At 61.3% G+C, this 16,812-nt stretch carries 18 protein-coding genes; 11 read left to right on the top strand and 7 right to left on the bottom strand.

All coding sequences use genetic code 11. The features are described 5' to 3' along the window. The first annotated feature begins 161 nt into the window (after nt 1–161). From AACY42_RS17530 to AACY42_RS17500, 7 genes are read left to right on the top strand one after another with little or no spacing between them, the layout of a single operon-like run. On the top strand, nt 162–839 hold the full coding sequence (locus AACY42_RS17530; protein WP_339481222.1) for a thermostable hemolysin: 678 nt from the start codon (nt 162–164) through the stop codon (nt 837–839). Further along, complete coding sequence (locus AACY42_RS17525) at nt 829–2,310, top strand: AMP-binding protein (protein ID WP_339481221.1); 1,482 nt, start codon at nt 829–831, stop codon at nt 2,308–2,310. The genes AACY42_RS17530 and AACY42_RS17525 overlap by 11 nt, the downstream gene beginning before the upstream one ends. Next, nucleotides 2,307–2,981, top strand: a complete 675-nt coding sequence (locus AACY42_RS17520; RefSeq protein ID WP_339481220.1) for a TenA family transcriptional regulator — start codon at nt 2,307–2,309, stop codon at nt 2,979–2,981. The genes AACY42_RS17525 and AACY42_RS17520 overlap by 4 nt, the downstream gene beginning before the upstream one ends. Continuing rightward, complete coding sequence (locus tag AACY42_RS17515) at nt 2,968–3,777, top strand: SDR family oxidoreductase (RefSeq protein WP_339481219.1); 810 nt, start codon at nt 2,968–2,970, stop codon at nt 3,775–3,777. The genes AACY42_RS17520 and AACY42_RS17515 overlap by 14 nt, the downstream gene beginning before the upstream one ends. Then, nucleotides 3,774–4,418, top strand: coding sequence for a tetratricopeptide repeat protein (locus AACY42_RS17510; protein ID WP_339481217.1), 645 nt, complete (start codon nt 3,774–3,776; stop codon nt 4,416–4,418). Before AACY42_RS17515 ends, AACY42_RS17510 begins: the two co-directional genes overlap by 4 nt. An 11-nt stretch (nt 4,419–4,429) precedes the next feature. After that, entirely contained in the window at nt 4,430–5,092 is a 663-nt protein-coding gene (locus AACY42_RS17505; RefSeq protein ID WP_092141796.1) for a response regulator, read from the top strand. Continuing rightward, entirely contained in the window at nt 5,089–6,456 is a 1,368-nt protein-coding gene (locus AACY42_RS17500) for a sensor histidine kinase (protein WP_339481212.1), read from the top strand. Before AACY42_RS17505 ends, AACY42_RS17500 begins: the two co-directional genes overlap by 4 nt. 44 nt (nt 6,457–6,500) lie before the next feature. On the opposite strand, the gene AACY42_RS17495 is transcribed toward AACY42_RS17500, so the two are convergent. The 7 genes from AACY42_RS17495 to AACY42_RS17465 form a co-directional block, all read right to left on the bottom strand. Continuing rightward, nucleotides 6,501–7,592: an ArsO family NAD(P)H-dependent flavin-containing monooxygenase gene (locus AACY42_RS17495; protein ID WP_339481210.1), complete on the bottom strand. Its 1,092-nt coding sequence runs from the start codon at nt 7,590–7,592 to the stop codon at nt 6,501–6,503. A 95-nt stretch (nt 7,593–7,687) separates the two neighbouring features. Then, the gene (locus AACY42_RS17490; RefSeq protein ID WP_057448108.1) at nt 7,688–7,876 is read right to left on the bottom strand and encodes a YgaP family membrane protein; all 189 of its coding nucleotides are present in this window, start codon (nt 7,874–7,876) and stop codon (nt 7,688–7,690) included. 13 nt (nt 7,877–7,889) lie between these two features. After that, nucleotides 7,890–8,309, bottom strand: a complete 420-nt coding sequence (locus AACY42_RS17485) for a DUF6691 family protein (RefSeq protein ID WP_339481207.1) — start codon at nt 8,307–8,309, stop codon at nt 7,890–7,892. A gap of 2 nt (nt 8,310–8,311) precedes the next feature. After that, entirely contained in the window at nt 8,312–8,746 is a 435-nt protein-coding gene (locus AACY42_RS17480) for a YeeE/YedE family protein (RefSeq protein WP_339481205.1), read from the bottom strand. Nucleotides 8,747–8,789: 43 nt separating this feature from the next. Next, a complete protein-coding gene (locus AACY42_RS17475; protein WP_339481203.1) occupies nt 8,790–9,593 on the bottom strand; it encodes a sulfite exporter TauE/SafE family protein in 804 nt (267 codons plus the stop codon). A gap of 28 nt (nt 9,594–9,621) precedes the next feature. Further along, nucleotides 9,622–11,292, bottom strand: coding sequence for a TIGR01244 family sulfur transferase (locus AACY42_RS17470; RefSeq protein ID WP_339481201.1), 1,671 nt, complete (start codon nt 11,290–11,292; stop codon nt 9,622–9,624). A 40-nt stretch (nt 11,293–11,332) separates the two neighbouring features. Continuing rightward, nucleotides 11,333–12,211 carry an MBL fold metallo-hydrolase gene (locus AACY42_RS17465; protein WP_339481199.1) on the bottom strand — a complete coding sequence of 293 codons (879 nt, stop codon included), beginning with the start codon at nt 12,209–12,211 and terminating at the stop codon, nt 11,333–11,335. 227 nt (nt 12,212–12,438) lie between these two features. Here AACY42_RS17465 and AACY42_RS17460 point away from each other — a divergent pair, with 227 nt between their 5' ends. From AACY42_RS17460 to cydB, 4 genes are all read left to right on the top strand, one after another. After that, nucleotides 12,439–13,761, top strand: a complete 1,323-nt coding sequence (locus AACY42_RS17460) for a sigma-54 interaction domain-containing protein (protein WP_339481197.1) — start codon at nt 12,439–12,441, stop codon at nt 13,759–13,761. A gap of 165 nt (nt 13,762–13,926) precedes the next feature. Next, nucleotides 13,927–14,103 carry a cytochrome oxidase putative small subunit CydP gene (gene cydP / locus AACY42_RS17455; RefSeq protein ID WP_014338536.1) on the top strand — a complete coding sequence of 59 codons (177 nt, stop codon included), beginning with the start codon at nt 13,927–13,929 and terminating at the stop codon, nt 14,101–14,103. Next, nucleotides 14,100–15,671 carry a cytochrome ubiquinol oxidase subunit I gene (locus AACY42_RS17450; protein ID WP_339481196.1) on the top strand — a complete coding sequence of 524 codons (1,572 nt, stop codon included), beginning with the start codon at nt 14,100–14,102 and terminating at the stop codon, nt 15,669–15,671. The genes cydP and AACY42_RS17450 overlap by 4 nt, the downstream gene beginning before the upstream one ends. After that, complete coding sequence (cydB, locus tag AACY42_RS17445) at nt 15,664–16,800, top strand: cytochrome d ubiquinol oxidase subunit II (protein ID WP_339481194.1); 1,137 nt, start codon at nt 15,664–15,666, stop codon at nt 16,798–16,800. Before AACY42_RS17450 ends, cydB begins: the two co-directional genes overlap by 8 nt. Nucleotides 16,801–16,812: the final 12 nt, after the last annotated feature.

The raw sequence follows: 16,812 nt of genomic DNA, 5'->3' as shown, positions 1-16,812 counted from the left end.
TATTTATCGGGTTTTGCCTACTGTACTACGGAAAAACGATCAAGGGCAGCCCGGGTTTGACCGGACTATTTTTCGACCGACCCCAAATTTGCCACCTTCAGACTTCGTTAAGAAACGGCCCCGATACTTTCTCCCAATAGCCCGAGGGAGAACGTTGACCCATGCCCGATTTCGACTGGAACATCCACCTGCCGCTGGCGTTTGGCGACGCCGGCCTGCCGGTTCGCCACTTGCACCGGACTTTGCCGGGGCAACCTCGGCGAACTGAGTTCGAAGCGTTCATCCAGCAGCGCTTTCGCCAGGTCCACGGCGCCGATATTCGGCACTTCATGCCGGAGCTGTTCGGGCTCGACGATGTCCGCGGCACGCTCTGCGCAGCCGCTGGCGTGCGCCGGGCCGCCCAGGGGCCACTGTTTCTCGAGCGTTACCTGGACAGCCCCATCGAGCCTTTGATCAGTGCCGCCGCCGACCGTCCGGTGGACCGCGTCGGCATCGTCGAGGTTGGCAACCTGGCCGCCAGCGACACGGGCAGCGCCCGGCTGAGCATCATCGCGATCACTTATCTGTTGGCCATGGGCGGCCTGGAGTGGGTTGCGTTCACGGGCAACATCGGCTTGGTCAACAGCTTCCACCGCCTGGGCCTCAAGCCTGCGACGCTGTGCCCGGCCGACCCGCAGCGCCTCGGCGACGACCGTCATCTATGGGGTCGCTACTACGAGAGCCAGCCGTGGGTTCATGTCGGCAACATCCGCGCCGGTTTCATTCATTTGCGCAATACCGGCCTGTTCAATCGCCTGGGACTGCCGACGGACCTCGGAGAAACCAGCCATGTTGCCTGAAATGGAACGCTTCAAGCGCACCCTACGTGGTCATGCTGAGCGCAGGGGCCACGCCGTGGCGCTGTGGGGTGACGGCTCGCAGCTTGACTACGCGACACTTTATTCCGAAGTGGTGTACCGCCAGCAACGCCTGCGCGACGAACACATCAGTGTTGTCGCCCTGGCCCTGGACAACGGCATCGAAGTGATGCTCTGGGACCTTGCCGCACTGTTCGAAGGGCTGACCTGCGTCATCCTGCCCGGGTTTTTCAGCCAGGCGCAACGTCGGCACTGCCTGGAACAGAGCCAGGCCGAGCGAGTGATTGCCGAGCCGGCATTCGAAGCGCAACTGCAAGCTACCGGATACGAGCACAGTGGCGAGTTCTGGCGGCGGCACTTCGACGGACCGAGTCGTCTGCCGGCAGGCACCGCCAAGCTGACATTCACCTCCGGCACCACCGGCACGCCCAAAGGCGTTTGCCTGAGCGCCGACAGCCTGTTGCGGGTGGCCCGTGAACTGGAGCAGGCCAGCGAACCGGTCGAGGCCAGGCATCACCTGGCGTTGCTGCCCCTGGCGATTCTGCTGGAAAACCTTGGCTGCTACGCGGCGTTGTATGCCGGTGCCATGCTGAGCCTGCCCAGCCAGAAGACGCTCGGTATCCAGGGCGCCAGCGGGGTTGATCCGTTGCGGCTGCTGGGGTGCCTGGCCGAGCGTCGAGCGCAGAGCCTGATCCTGGTTCCGCAGCTGCTGTTGATGTTGGTCACGGCAGCCGAACAGAAGATGTTCAACCCGCACATCGTGCGCTTCGCCGCCGTTGGCGGGGCACGGGTGTCCCACGATTTGTTGCAGCGGGCCCAGCGGGTTGGCCTGCCGGTGTTTGAAGGCTATGGGCTGTCGGAGTGCGCCTCGGTGGTCTGCCTCAATCGGCCACAGGCTCATAGTGCCGGCAGTGTCGGCCAGCCGCTGCCCCATGTGGAGGTGCGCTTGGCCGATGACGGCGAAGTCCTGATCAAAGGCTCGACGCTGCTCGGTTACCTGGGGGAGCCACCGCACGTCAGCGAATGGTGGCCCAGCGGCGACCTGGGCGAGTTCGACGAAGACGGTTTCCTTTATCTGCGTGGTCGCAAGAAGCACCAGTTCGTCACCAGTTTCGGGCGCAACGTGAACCCTGAATGGGTTGAAGCCGAACTCACCCAGGGCGGTGACATTGCCCAGGCCTTCGTTTATGGCGAAGCCATGCCGCACAACCATGCACTGCTCTGGCCCGCCCACGCCGACTGTACCGATCAAGCATTGGAGCTGGCCGTGGCCAAGGCCAACGGCACGCTGCCCGATTACGCACGGGTCCATCGCTGGACGCGCCTGGACCAACCCTTCAGCGCAGCCAACGGCATGCTCACCGCCAATGGCCGGCCACGCCGGGAGGCCATCGTTGAGCATTACCGCGCGCAGCTCATTTCATCTGCCTTGTCCGAGGAATCCCCATCATGAGTTTTTTTGACGCGTTGCAAGAAGCCACCCAGCAAGAGCGCCAGACCCTGTTCAATCTGCCGATCATCGGTGACGCCCTCGACGGTCAGGTGAGTCTGGCCAGTTACCGGGGCTTCCTGATCCAGGCGTATTACCACGTGCGCCATACGGTGCCGTTGATGATGGCTTGCGGGGCGCGCCTGCCAACGCACCTGGAATGGCTGCGCAAGGCCGTGTGCGAATACATCGACGAAGAGTACGGCCATGAACAATGGGTGCTGGATGACATTGCCGTGTGCGGTGGCGATAAGGAAGCGGTGCGCAACGGCCAGCCTTCGTTGCCCATCGAGCTGATGGTCAGTTACCTCTATGACTTGATCGCCCGAGGCAACCCGGTAGGCCTGTTCGGCATGGTCAACGTGCTGGAGGGCACCAGTATCGCCCTGGCGACCCATGCCGCCGACAGCATCCGTCAGCGCCTGGAATTGCCGCCCACGGCGTTCAGCTACCTCAGTTCCCATGGATCGCTGGACATTGAGCATATGCAGACCTATCGCGGTTTGATGAACCGGCTGGACGATCCGGCGGACCAGGCTGCGGTGATCCATGCCTCCAAGGTGGTGTACCGGTTGTACACCGACATGTTCCGCGGCCTGCCGCGTGATGGAGGGCATGAACATGCGCCTGTGTGATGCGCGTGTCGTGCTGACCGGCGCCAGTGGCGGAATTGGCCAGGCTATCGCTGCCGCGCTGTGCGCCAGTGGTGCGCGGGTGCTGGCCGTGGCCAGGCATCACGAAGCCTTGCAGCCGTTGCTGGAACGTTATCCGCAGCACTTGAACTGGGTCGAAGCCGACCTGACCTTCCTCGCCGACCGGCGCAAAGTGCTGGTCGCCGCGCAGGCCCAGGGCGGCATCAACCTGCTGATCAATGCCGCCGGGGTGAACCACTTCGCCATGCTCGAACAACTCGACGACAGCGAGATCAACGCCATGCTGGCGCTGAACATCAGCGCGCCGATCTGCCTGACCAAGCTGCTCTTGCCGCTGCTCAAGCAGGCTGACAGCGCGATGGTGGTCAACGTCGGCTCGACCTATGGATCAATCGGCTACCCCGGCTATGCCAGTTACTGCGCCAGCAAGTTCGCCTTGCGGGGTTTTTCCGAAGCCCTGCGCCGGGAGTTGGCCGATACCCGTGTCGGGGTGCTCTACGTGGCGCCCCGGGCCACCCGTACCGCCATGAACAGCCCGGCGGCCGATGCGCTCAATCAGGCCCTCAAGGCCAACGTCGATGACCCGAAAACCGTGGCGGCGGCGGTAATCCACGCGATTATCGGCGACCGTCGTGAGCTCTATCTGGGGTGGCCTGAACGCTTTTTCGTCGGCCTCAACAGCCTGCTGCCCAACTTGGTGGACCGAGGCCTGCGCAAGCAATTGCCGCTGGTCCGCCGCCTCAGCCACAAACCCGAAGACGAGCACCTCAAACCATGAAAAGAATCCTCGCTTGCCTGTTGATCGGCACCCTGAGCCAAAGCGTCTGGGCGTTGGAGGCGGCCGACCAGCAACGTCTCGGCGACATCCAGCAGCGCTGGGCCCACATTCAATATGAAGTGCCCGAAGGCCAACGCGCCGATGCGTTCGAAAAACTCGCCGTCCAGGCATCGGCGTTCAAGCAGGCGCGTCAATCGGTGGCCGAAGCGTGGATCTGGTCCGGCATCGTCAACAGCAGTTGGGCCGGTGCCAAGGGCGGGATCGGCGCGCTGGGCAAGGTCAAGGATGCCAAGGGCGACCTGGAAAAAGCCCTGACCCTGGACCCCAAGGCCCTGCAAGGCTCGGCCTACACCAGCCTCGGCGCACTCTACGACCGAGTGCCGGGCTGGCCGCTGGGATTCGGCGACTCGGACAAGGCCGAGCAATTGCTCCAGCAGGCTTTGCAACTCAACCCCAACGGCATCGACAGCCTGTACTTTTGGGGCGATCACCTCTACCGTCAAAAGCGCTATGGCGAAGCCAAGGCAGCGCTGCAAAAAGCCTTGCAGGCAGCACCGCGGCCGGGTCGAGAAACCGCCGATGCCGGGCGCCGCAAGGAGATCGACGCGTTACTGGTGGATGTGAACAAGCAATTGAACTGACAGGAGCGCATGTGCGTTTATTACTGATCGAGGATGACGTGGCCTTGGGCGAGGGCATCCATCAGGCCCTGAGTCGCGAAGGCTATACCGTCGACTGGGTGCAGGACGGCAGCAGCGCCTTGCATTCGTTGCTCAGTGAAGCCTTCGACCTGGCGGTGCTCGACCTGGGCCTGCCACGCATGGATGGTCTGCAAGTGTTGCGGCGCTTGCGTGACAGTGGTTCCAACCTGCCGGTGCTGATCCTCACTGCCCGGGATGCCACCGAGGATCGCATCGCCGGGTTGGACGCCGGGGCCGACGATTATCTGGTCAAACCCTTCGATCTGGCGGAACTCAAGGCCCGGTTAAGGGCCTTGTTGCGCCGCAGCGCCGGCCGCGCCCAAGCGTTGATCGAACATGCCGGCATCAGCCTGAACCCCGGTACCCAGCAAGTCAGTTACCAGGGCAAGCCGGTGGCCCTGACACCCAAGGAATATCAGTTGCTCCATGAACTGCTCTCGCCGCCGGGCCGCGTCATGACCCGCGATCATTTGATGCAGTTGCTCTACGGCTGGAGCGAGGAGGCCGAGAGCAACACGCTGGAAGTGCACATCCATCACCTGCGCAAGAAATTCTCCACCGACCTGATCCGCACCATTCGTGGTGTCGGTTACCTGGTGGAGGAGCGTCGATGAGTTCGATCCGGCGTCGCACCCTCACGCTGATTCTCGGCCTGCTGTTCCTTGGCCTGTTGATCATCACCGTATTCAATCTACATGACAGCAACCACGAAATCGCCGAGGTCTACGATGCCCATTTGGCGCAGAATGCCCGGCTGTTGCAGGGCGTGATGCGCATGCCGATGGCGAGCAAGGAGCACGCCGAGCTGTATCAGGCGTTCAATTCGGCGTTGGGGCAAGCGGGGCCCGAAGTCAATGGTCATCCCTATGAAAGCAAGATCGCATTCCAGGTCTGGAACTCACAGGGGGCAGTGCTGGTTCATACCTCCAGCGCACCGTCGTTCACTTCACCGCCGGGTGCGCCCGGTTTCAGTGACGTCGTGGATCAGACGAACCGTAAATGGCGGACGTTCGTGCTGGACGATGCGCAATACGGCTTGACGATCTGGGTGGGCGAGCGCGACGACGTGCGTGCCGACCTGGTCGATCGCATTGTTCGTCACACGGTCGTGCCCAACCTGATCGGCAGCGTGGTGCTTGCCGCGGTGATCTGGCTGGCCATTGGCTGGGGGCTCAAGCCCCTGGTCGATATGGCGGCAAAGTTGCGCGCCAGGCATCCTGGCTCACTGGAACCGCTGCAAATGATGCCGCTCCCGACGGAGCTTGAGCCCATGCAGGCGGCCCTCAACCGCGTCTTGGCGCAGATCCAGGAGGTGATGGGCCGTGAGCGGCGTTTTATTGCCGACGCTGCCCATGAAATGCGTACGCCCTTGGCCGTGCTGCGGGTGCATGCACAGAACCTGATGGAGGCGGCGAGCGAGCAAAACCGTCGCGAGTCCCTGGAACACCTGATCGCTGGTGTCGATCGCACCACGCGTTTGGTCAATCAACTGCTCACCATGGCGCGGCTCGAACCGCAGGCGGGTGTTCCGACGCCTGCGGCCATCGACCTGCCCGCCACGGTTCGTGCGAGCCTGGTTCAACTGACGCCCTGGTTGTTAAGCAAGGGGCTCGAGCCGGTGCTGGATGTCAGCGATGACATCGGCCCGGTTCGAATCGACCCGGTGGTCATCGACATCGCCTTGAACAATCTGGTGACCAACGCGGCCAATTTTTCTCCGGCCAACGGCACAATCACCGTACGACTGGCCAGGAAAGACGATCACTACGAGCTGTCCGTCGAAGACCAGGGGCCGGGTATCGACGAGGCTGAGCGTGAGCGGCTTTTCGAGCGGTTCTATAGTCGCGGCAATGACCAGGGGGCGGGGCTGGGCCTGACGATCGTCCGCACCATCGCGGATCGACTGGGAGGGCGCATACGCTTGGACAATCGCACCGAGGGTGGGCTGTGTGCGACCTTGGAAATAGCGCGTTTCTAAGCGTTCCTCGCGGCCATGACGAGTGACCGGCCCCGTGCGGTGGTTCAAGCAGGCGCATCGGCCGGAGATTGTTCGGCAAGAAAGGCGACTATCTCGTCAACCGAACTGCGTGCCGTGCGTGTGACACCGATCAGAGTGGCGGAAGCCGAACCCGTCCACTCGCCGTAGCCGACCAGCCACAGCCTGGGCTCTTGTATCGAGTGAGTGCCCTCGACTTCCACGCGGCCCTCGTTGTTGAGCACCCCCAGCGCATCCAGGTGCTGCAGCGCGGGCCTGAATCCAGTGCACCAGATCACCACGTCCACCGCTGATTCGTGGCCGTCGACCCAGATCACGCCGTTGCGGGTGAAACGCTCGAAAGGCCTGACGGCCTGAAGGACGTTGCGTTCACGGGCCTCGACCACCGGCGGCACCATGACGATGTCACCCAACCCTCCTACAGGCTGGTCGATGACGCGACCTTCCTGCTGGGCCTTCCAGCGTTCGGTGGCGCGCTCGAACAACACGCGCCCATCCACTTCGTCGGGAAGAAACAGCGGCTCGAGGGGAGTGACCCAAGTGGTCTTGGCGATTTTCGACACCTCGGCCAGAATCTGCGCCCCTGAATTACCGCCGCCCACCACCAGGACTTTCTTGCCGGCGAAAGGGGATGCCTCGACATAGTCCGCCGAATGCACTTGCTGGCCAGCGAACAAGGCCGCGTCAGGGTAGCGAGGGATGTAGGGGTTGCTCCAGGTGCCCGTTGCGCTGATCACGACCCGGGCGTTCCATTGCCTGTCAGGAGCATGAACGCGCATGCCCGTTTCTGTCCGCTCTACACGAGTGACCTGCACTGGCCGCACCCTAGGAAATTCATAGCGCTGCTCATAGTGCTTGAGGTAATCGATCACATGGTCTCGCGACGGATAGCCATCTTGTGTGGGGGGCATCATCCAGCCGGGGATCGAGCTCCAGGTCGCCGGGGAAAAGAGTCGCAGCGAATTCCAGCCATGGCGCCAGGCACCACCGGGTTCTTCCTGGGCGTCGAGGATGATGAACGACAGGGGCGTGCGTCGCAGGAAATAGGCCGCCGCCAGGCCCGCCTGGCCCCCTCCGATGATGACAACATCATACGTATCGGGCTGTGGGCAGGGCATGGCGATGATTCCTTGGGTCGAGGGAGTCTGTTGCAAGACGCCAAGGGGGGCTTGCAAGGTTAATGGCCGTTCCAGGAGGAGGGCCGTTGTGCGCCTCAGCAACGTTTGCAGGTCTTGATGCCCAACAACGAATAGAGCGGGCAGAAGCGAAAGATGCCCGTGGCCAGTGGCACCAGGCCAATCCAGCCCCACGCACCGATCAAGCCCGTCAGGCTCAGGATGATGAGGACAAGTCCCGCGGCAATACGTGCGCCGCGGTCAATGGTTCCGATGTTGGCTTTCATGGCAATCTCCCGATCAATGGACGCGCCGGGTTTCCAGCGCGGTGAACAACAACATGCCCGCCAACATGGCCAGCATGAACACAAAGGCTTGCCAGTGTCCGGTCAGCAGAATGGCCACGGCGGGGCCGGGACAGATGCCGGCGATGCCCCAGCCGATGCCAAACACCAGGCTGCCACCGATCAGGCGTGGGTCCAGTTCGCGCTTGACCGGCAACTGCATGGGGCTGCCCAGCAGCGAATGAGTCTGTTGGCGCGCCCAGGCCAGCGGGACAATGGCGGTGCCGATCGCGCCGATCATCACCAGCGCCAGGGACGGGTCCCAAGTGCCGGCCAGATCCAGGAAACCCAACACCTTTTTCGGGTTGGCCATGCCTGCCAGGAGCAGCCCGAGGCCAAAGAACAGGCCCGCGATGAATGCCGTCAGTTTGCGCATGTTCAAACCCCTATCACGTGACGCAGGACAAATACCGTGGCGAAACCGCTGAGCATGAAACACACCGTGGCGGCCATCGAACGCGGTGAAAGGCGCGATAGGCCACACACGCCGTGACCACTGGTGCAGCCCGAGCCGTAACGAGTGCCTACACCCACCAACAGGCCCGCGACAGTCAGGCCGAACCAGCCACTCTGGAACTCGATCGGCGGCAACCTCGCAAACACGCCCCATAACAGCGGCGCGACGAGCAGACCCAGGAGAAACAGGGCCTTCTCGCCCAGCCCTTCGCTGCCACGCTGCAGAAGGCTGCCGATCAGCCCACTGATGCCGGCGATCCGGCCGTTGGCGACCACGAACAGGCTGGCCGCCAAGCCAATCAACATACCGCCGGCCAGGGATGACCAAGGCGTAAAGTTGAACCAGTCAAGATTCATCAGCGTTCTCCGGTACACCATCGTTGATATTTCACTGCGCGATTCAACCCAGGGTTTTTACCAGCAGCGCGACCGCTACCAGCGTCGACACAAGGGCGAAGCCTCTTTGCAGATAGGGTTCCGGCAACCTGGCGGCGACCAGGCGCCCGCCGAGCATGCCGACGATGGCCCCCATGGAAAAGGGTAGCGCTATTGGCCATTGCAGGTGGCCCATCGCCGAACTCGCCAGCACCCCTGACATGGAAACCAACGCGATGACGGTCAGCGATGTGGCGAGCACCGACTGGGTGGTCAAATTGGTGTACCGCTGGAGCGCCGGAACCATGACAAAACCACCGCCGACGCCGAGCAGTCCGGAAAGAACCCCGGCGACTATGCCTGAAGCCGTGAGCGCCCACGCACAAGGGCCGGTCCAGTTGAGCTTGCCGCGATTTTCGTCCAGGACACAGGGCGGCGGTTTGCGTGTTTCGGATGCCTTTTTCCTGACAGACGAAGGCAATGATTTTTGCAATGCCCGGAACGCCACGTACATCAGCAACAAGGCAAACAGGATCGTCAACGGACGGTTGGGCGTGCGCTGCGCCAACCAAAGGCCCAGCGGCGAGCAGATGACGCCTGCTCCGGCCGTCACCAGTGCAGCCTTGTAGCGCACGATGCCTTTGCGCAGGCCCATCACGGCGCCGAGGGTGGCGGCCAGGCCTACCGCCAGCAAACCAATGGGCCCGGCTTCGGCCATGCTCAAGCCCACGCCAAAAACCAGGAACGGGACGGCGAGTATGCCGCCGCCGGCACCGGTCAGCGCCAGGATCACGCCCACCGCAAAGCCCAGTAGCAGGACTGCAATCATCTCGGTCTCCTGGTGCGGAGGTTCGATTTCATAGGTCCGCCAGTTCAGGTTTCGCCAGCCACTCACGGCCCTTGAGCATGGCTTTCCAATACAGCGGCGGAAGAATGCGCTCTTTCAGTAGCCAGGCGAGCCTCGAAGGCTGAGTACCGTCGATCAGCCAGGACGGGAAGCTGGGGGCCAGCTTGCCGCCGTAGGTGAATTCAGCGAGCACGACCTTGCCGCGTTCCACGGTCAGCGGACAGGAACCGTAGCCGTCGTAATGGGCGCTGCCCTTGGCCTTGCCCATGGCCGCCAGCACATTGTGGGCGACCACGGGCGCCTGCTTGCGCGCCGCCGCCGCGGTTTTTGCGTTGCTGGTATTGGTCGCATCGCCCAATGCGTGAATATTCGCCCAGGTTTTATGCTGCAAGCTGTCGGGATCGACATCGATCCAGCCCGCCACATCGGCCAGAGGGCTTACGCGGATAAAATCCGGCGCAACCTGGGGGGGCACTACATGCAGTAAGTCGAAGTCGTGCGTCACAAGGTGAGTACTGCCGTCGGCCTTGACGCACCTGAAGGTCGCCGTTTGTGCCGGTCCATCGACAGACGTCAGCGTACTGCCGAAACTCAGGTCGATCCCATAGGCGTGGACGTATTTCATCAGGGCCGGCACGTAGTCGGGAACGCCGAACAGGACTGTCCCGGCGGTGCAGAAGTCGATCTCGATATCGCCGAGTACCCCTTGGCGTCTCCAGTGGTCGGCGCACAGGTACATCGCTTTTTGAGGGGCCCCGGCGCATTTGATCGGCATGGGCGGTTGCGTGAAAATGGCCCGACCACTGCGCAGTTGCTGCACCTGTTCCCAAGTGTAGGGGGCCAGGTGGTACAGATAGTTTGAGGTGACACCGTTGCGCCCCAGCGTCTGCGGCAGGCCTTCAATGGCATGCCAATCCAGTTTAAGGCCCGGGCACACGATCAACTGCTCGTATCGGACCACTCGGCATCCATCGAGAATAATGGCGTCGTTTTCAGGTTCGAAGGCTGCGACAGCCGCTTTTATCCAGTGCACGCCCCGAGGAATGGTCGCGCCCATCGTGTGGGCAGTTTTGTGCGCCTCGAACACGCCGCCGCCGACGAGGGTCCAGCCGGGCTGGTAATAATGCACATCCGCCGGATCGATGATGGCAATGTCCAAGCCTGGCTCGCGTGCCAATAAACTCGAAGCCGCCGCGATGCCCGCCGCACCGCCGCCGACAATGACCACCGCATGTCGGGCTTCGGCCACGCCCACAGGCGTGCGGCCCTCGTTGGCAATCCTGCGAATGACGCCTTTTATGTCGAAGCCGGCTTTGCTGGCTGTTTCGACAATCTGGGGCAAGGGCTGCTGGCCGGCCTGGGACAGTGCCCACATCGTGGTCGAGCGCATGCCGGAGCGGCAATACGCCAACACGGGCTTGGGCAACGACTCGAACAATTTGCCGAAGGTCACGCCCTGTTCGTCGGTCACCTTGCCGGACTCGGCCGCAAGGTAGTGCGCCTCGATGCCCATCGCTTGCGCTGCGCGCTGGATGTCGGCAAACAAAGGTTGATCGCTGCCTTCACCATCGGGGCGGTTACAGATGATGGCGCGATAGCCGCTGTTTTTGATCTCACTCAATTGTTCGGGATGGATCTGCCCTGATATCGAGAGGCCGGACGCAAGGTGGCGGATGTCCATGAATGTCTCCGTGATGACTGTTTTTCTTATAGGGGGGGCGTCAGAGTCGATTGAGCGGGATTTTCAGGTAGCACGTGCCGTTCGATTCCGGCTCCGGGAAATGCCCGGCCCGCATGTTGACCTGGACCGATGGCAGGATGAGCGTCGGCATCTCCAGCGAGGCATCGCGCTGGGTGCGCATCGCCACGAATGCTTCTTCGCTGATGCCGTTACGGACATGGACATTGTCGGCACGTTGCTCGGCGACGGTGCTGGAAAATTGCACCTCGCGGCCACCGGGTTGGTAATCGTGACAGGTGTAGAGGAGGGTGTTGGCCGGCAAGCTCAAAACCTTGTTGATGGATCGGAACAAGGTATGCGCGTTGCCACCGGGGAAGTCACACCGTGCGGTACCGTAGTCGGGCATGAACAAGGTGTCGCCAACGAATGCCGCCGTTTCCTGGCCGTCGCTGACGACATACGTCATGCAGGCGGGGGTGTGGCCCGGCGTGTGGAGCGCGCGGCATTGCAGCGTACCAATAGTAAATGACTCGTCATTGACAAACAGATGGTCGAACTGACTGCCGTCGCGAGGCATCTCCCCACGTGTGTTGAACAGCGTGCCGAAGACTTCCTGTACGGCGGCAATCCGGCTTCCGATCCCTATTGTGCCGCCGAGTTTTTCCTTCAGGTACGGGGCGGCGGTGAGATGGTCGGCATGGACGTGGGTCTCAAGAATCCATTCGACCTTCGCCTCCAGCTCGACCACCCTGGCCATCAGCTTGTCGGCCGAGGTGGTTGCGGTACGGCCAGATTTGGGGTCGTAGTCCAGGACGCTGTCGATCAATGCGCACTGGCGGGTCGCTTCGTCCAGCACCAGATAGCTGACGGTGTGGGTCTCGGGATCGAAAAAACCTTCGACGTGCGGTTTTACGGTCATGAACGGTCTCCTTCGGGGCTCTCGGCCGCTTGAAGAACAGACACAGCAATAATGCTGCCATGTCGATCCCGGATTTGGATAAAAACCTAACTGCATGATTTTATTGATTTAAGTTCACGGGTCTCGACAAGGCCTCTGCCGATCTACAGACAATTAAACTGCCATTGGCAGCATTTGTTGGCATAGTGGCAGTGTCACCCCTGCTGGATGCATTCACTGGAGCCGCAATGACACACCGCCTGTCGCCTACCCAAGACCTGCTTCCACATCCAGACCAGGTGCAGTCCCTGGTCTCGTTTCTGGAGCACGAGCCCCAGCCGATGATCGTCCTTGATCCCGATTACAACATCCTGGCGGCGAACACGGCTTACCTGCGTCAGTTCGGCAGCGCCGACAAACCATTCATTGGCCATAAGTGTTATCAGATTTCCCACCACTACGACGTGCCTTGTGACCAGGCCGGCGAGAACTGCCCGATGAAAAAGGCCAGGGAAATGCGCAGTCCGGATCGGGTCTTGCACATTCACCACACACCGCGCGGGCCCGAACACGTCGACGTGGAACTGCGGCCAATTCTCAATGAACATGGCGCCATCAGCGCTTATGTGGAACGGCTCACCTTGGTACGTAGCGCCTCGGCCCGGCCCAGTAATGAAGGGCTGGTGGGCAGTTCGCCGGCCTTTAATCAGGCGCTGTTGGAACTGCAGCGGGTAGCGCCCTCGATGTTACCGGTGCTGTTGCTGGGAGAGTCCGGCACAGGCAAGGAGCTGTTTGCCCGCGCCGTCCATGAAACCAGTGAGCGGGCCGCGGGACCTTTTGTCGTGGTTGATTGCTCCGGCTTGACCGAAACCTTGTTCGAGAGCGAGCTGTTCGGCCACGAGAAGGGCGCGTTTACTGGAGCCACCGTGCGCAAGGTGGGCCTGGTGGAGACCGCCCAGGGCGGTACGCTGTTTCTCGATGAGATAGGCGACGTGCCCTTGGCCATGCAGGTGAAACTGTTGCGACTGATTGAGTCTGGAACCTATCGCCGTGTCGGCAGTGTAGAAACCCTGCACGCGGATTTCAGGTTGGTGGCCGCGACCCATAAGCCATTGGAAAAGATGCTGGAGAAAGGCGAGTTCAGGCAGGACTTGTACTACCGCATCAGCGTTTTTCCCATCCATCTACCGCCCTTGCGTCATCGCCTTGAAGACATCGGCTTGTTGGTGGACTCGTTCCTGCAACGTTCCGGGACCGGTAAGCGTCGGCTGACCATCGATCCCGAGGCGCTGATGCAATTGCAGCGGTTTTCCTGGCCGGGCAATATCCGCGAGTTGCGCAATGTCCTGGAAAGAGCCGCGCTGTTTGCCGACGACGGCGTCATTCACGCCTTGCATCTGCCCGCGCCCCCCGTGGCGTTGTTGGCCCCAGCCTTGGCTCCTGCGCCCGATAGCAGGGACCTGGAACAGCTCGTGACCACTTTCAGAGGCACCCGCAGCGAACTGGCCAAACACCTGGGTGTGAGTGAACGCACGTTATACCGGCGGTTGAAAGAACAAGGTCTGGCCTGAGCGCCATCGAGCCTTGACTGCCAATGACTGCCATCGCTGGCAGTTTGGCAGGCTTTTTTCTCTCCATACCAGCCGACGAGTTTCGGCGGTTTTCACTAGTTCCTTGTTTTATAAGAATAAATAATCAAACCCGGCGTTGGCATGAGCCGTGCTAATGCTTGCCCCATGACTATTTCCGATAAACGACTGCGTCGCCATCTGCTCACAGCAGTGCTGATCAAACTGGTCGTGCTGACAGTGCTGTGGTGGCTGTTCATCAAGGATTCGCGCGTCAGCGTTGACTCGAACACCATCAGCGACAGGTTCGGCGTACCCACCTCGGCTCAAGGGGCAAGTAAGTGATCTCAGAACAATTGGTGGATTTGTCACGGCTGCAGTTCGCAGCCACTGCGCTGTACCATTTCCTGTTTGTGCCGCTCACCGTGGGGATGGTGTGGCTGCTGGTCATCATGGAAAGCGTCTACGTGATGACAGGTAATGTCATCTGGAAAGACATGACTCGCTTCTGGGGCAAATTGTTCGGTATCAACTTCGCGTTGGGCGTGACCACCGGTATCACCCTGGAGTTTCAGTTCGGCACCAACTGGGCGTACTACTCGCACTACGTCGGGGACATCTTCGGTGCCCCGTTGGCCATCGAGGGCCTGATGGCGTTCTTTCTCGAATCGACCATGATCGGGTTGTTCTTTTTCGGCTGGGATCGCCTGAAGAAAGAACATCATTTGCTGGTCACGCTGTTGATGGCCATTGGCACCAACCTGTCGGCGTTGTGGATTCTGATCGCCAATGGCTGGATGCAGAACCCGGTGGGCTCGCAATTCAGTTACATCACCATGCGCATGGAGATGGTGGATTTCTGGGCCGTGGTCTTCAACCCGGTGGCGCAGGCCAAGTTCGTCCATACGGTGTCTGCCGGTTATGTCACCGGCTCGATGTTTGTGTTGTCGATTTCCAGTTGGTACTTGCTCAAGGGGCGTGATGTCGAGTTTGCCAAGCGCAGCTTTCGAGTGGCGGCCGCCTTCGGCCTGGCTTCGGTGCTGAGTGTCATCGTACTGGGGGATGAGTCGGGTTACACGGTGGGCGAGGCGCAGCAAACGAAGCTGGCGGCCATGGAGGCCATGTGGGAAACCAAACCTGCACCGGCGGGCTTGACCCTGGTGGCCAGCATTAATGAAGCCGAGTCCAGGAATAACTGGGAACTCGATGTGCCGTGGGTGATGGGCTTGATCGGCACGCGCTCGGTCAGCAAGCAGATTCCGGGCATCCATGACATCAAAGCGAAAAACCGCGCGCGCATTCTGCGGGGCATTACCGCCGTCAATGCGCTTGAAGCGCTGCGCGCCGATCGCACCGATAAGGTCGCGTTCGATACCTTCGAAGCGTACAAGGCCGACCTGGGTTTTGGCCTGCTACTTAAAAAGTACGTCGAGGATGTCAACCAGGCCACGCCAGCCATCATCGACAAAGCGGTGAACGACACCGTACCGCGCGTGACCCCGATGTTCTGGGGGTTGCGGATCATGGTCGGCCTGGGCTTTGCCATGCTCGTGCTTTTTGGGATGGCATTCTGGAGCACCTTGAAGTCGAGCGGCCCACATCATCGCGGGTTACTGCGCTGCGCACTGTTGATGCTGCCTGCGCCATGGCTTGCCTGCGAACTGGGTTGGTTCGTGGCTGAATACGGCCGCCAACCCTGGACCATCTACGGTGTGTTGCCGACTCACATGAGCGTTTCCACCCTCAGTGTCGATAACCTGTACGGCTCTCTGGCTGGGTTCGTCGTTTTCTACACGGTGCTGCTGGCGGTGGAAATGTTCCTGATGGTCAAGTTCGCCCGCCAGGGCCCCGGCAGCCTCGGTACCGGTCGTTACGTCCACGACGCCAAGTTGAAGGAGCTTCACCATGCTTGATTACTTCACGCTCAAGATCATCTGGTGGGCGCTGGTCGGCGTCCTGCTGATAGGTTTCGCCATCATGGACGGCCACGACATGGGCGTCGGCACGCTCTTGCCGTTTGTGGGGCGCAATGACATGGAACGCCGCGTCGTGATCAACACCGTGGGGCCGCATTGGGATGGCAATCAGGTCTGGTTCATTACGGCGGGCGGCGCGTTGTTCGCCGCATGGCCGGTGGTCTATGCCACTGCATTCAGCGGATTCTATTGGGCGATGATCCTTGTGCTCTGGGCGTTGTTCTTCCGCCCGGTGGGTTTCGACTACCGCAGCAAGATCCACCATCCGGTATGGCGCAGTACCTGGGATTGGGGGCTTTTCGTGGGTGGGGCCGTGCCGCCGCTGGTGTTCGGCATCGCGTTTGGCAACTTGCTGCAGGGTGTACCGTTTCACTTCAATGAGTACCTGGTGTCAACGTACACCGGCAGCTTCTGGCAATTGCTCAACCCTTTCGCGCTGCTGACCGGCCTGGTCAGCAGCGCCATGATTACGCTGCAGGGGGGCACGTACCTGGCCCATCGCACGGAGGGCAACATTCAGTCCCGGGCGATAAAAGGCGCGGTAGGCGCGGCGATCGTGCTGGTGTGTTCGTTCATCCTGGCGGGTATCTGGCTGCAATGGATCGAGGGGTATCGCATCACGTCGCTCGTGGATACCGCCGGGTTGCCCGACATTCTCGGCAAGTCGGTCGTGAGGGAGGCGGGGGCCTGGATGGCCAATTATGGTCGCTATCCTTCGCTGTGGCTGCTGCCCGCGCTTGGACTGGCCGGCGCCGCCGGTGCGGCGCTGTTGCTGATGAGGCGCCGTACCCTTTCAGCGTTCGTCGCGTCATCGCTTGCGGTGGTCGGTGTCATCGGTACGGCAGGGGTATCCATGTTCCCCTTTGTCATGCCGTCGTCATCGATGCCTGCGGCGAGTCTTACCGTGTGGGACAGCGTTTCCAGCCATCTGAGCCTGGCCATCATGTTCTGGGCCACGTTGTTCTTCATGCCATTGATCGTGATCTATACCGCTTGGGCGTATCGCGTCATGCGGGGCAAAGTCACGGCCAGCCAGATCAAGGCCAACGAACATTCGGCGTACTAGTGTCGACAAAGG

Origin of the sequence: Pseudomonas sp. RL_5y_Pfl2_73 (assembly GCF_963970515.1) — a bacterium.
Taxonomy (GTDB): domain Bacteria; phylum Pseudomonadota; class Gammaproteobacteria; order Pseudomonadales; family Pseudomonadaceae; genus Aquipseudomonas.
This window is presented reverse-complemented; position numbering and strand designations above follow the sequence as displayed.